The sequence below is a fragment of the Aeromonas piscicola genome, from assembly GCF_000820005.1.
GTDB lineage: Bacteria > Pseudomonadota > Gammaproteobacteria > Enterobacterales > Aeromonadaceae > Aeromonas > Aeromonas piscicola.
The window spans coordinates 1-376 of record NZ_CDBL01000005.1; the positions used below are offsets into that span (position 1 = coordinate 1).

General features: G+C 65.7%; 1 protein-coding gene. It reads right to left on the reverse strand.

What is annotated here, in order from left to right; all coding sequences use genetic code 11:
- The coding region (locus BN1128_RS00665; protein WP_042865658.1) for an ABC transporter permease subunit at positions 1 to 376 on the reverse strand (376 nt) is incomplete at both ends.

Consider the following 376-nt stretch of genomic DNA (forward strand, 5'->3'; position numbering starts at 1 on the left):
CCTGGCTGCCAAACATGGCGATGGCGCCTAGATCCCCGAGCGAGAGGATCATGGAGAGCGCCATGGCCAGTGCCAGCGGGCGGCGCAGCAGGGGCCACTCCACCAGCCGCAGGCGATGCAGCCCGCGCACCCCCAGGCTGTCGGCCAGTCTATCGTACTGGCGCACCACCAGCTGCATGGGGGCTGAGAGGGTGCGCAGCACATAGGGCAATGCCATCAGAGCGTTGACCAGTACCACCAGCCAGGGCCCCAGTGCAAAGACATCAGTAAAAGGCATGAACATGATGAAGAGGCCTGTGCTCAGCACGACCGCCGGTATCATCAGGATCATGGAGCCGCTGGCCTCCCACATGGCGGCGGCCCGCCGCTGGCGGGT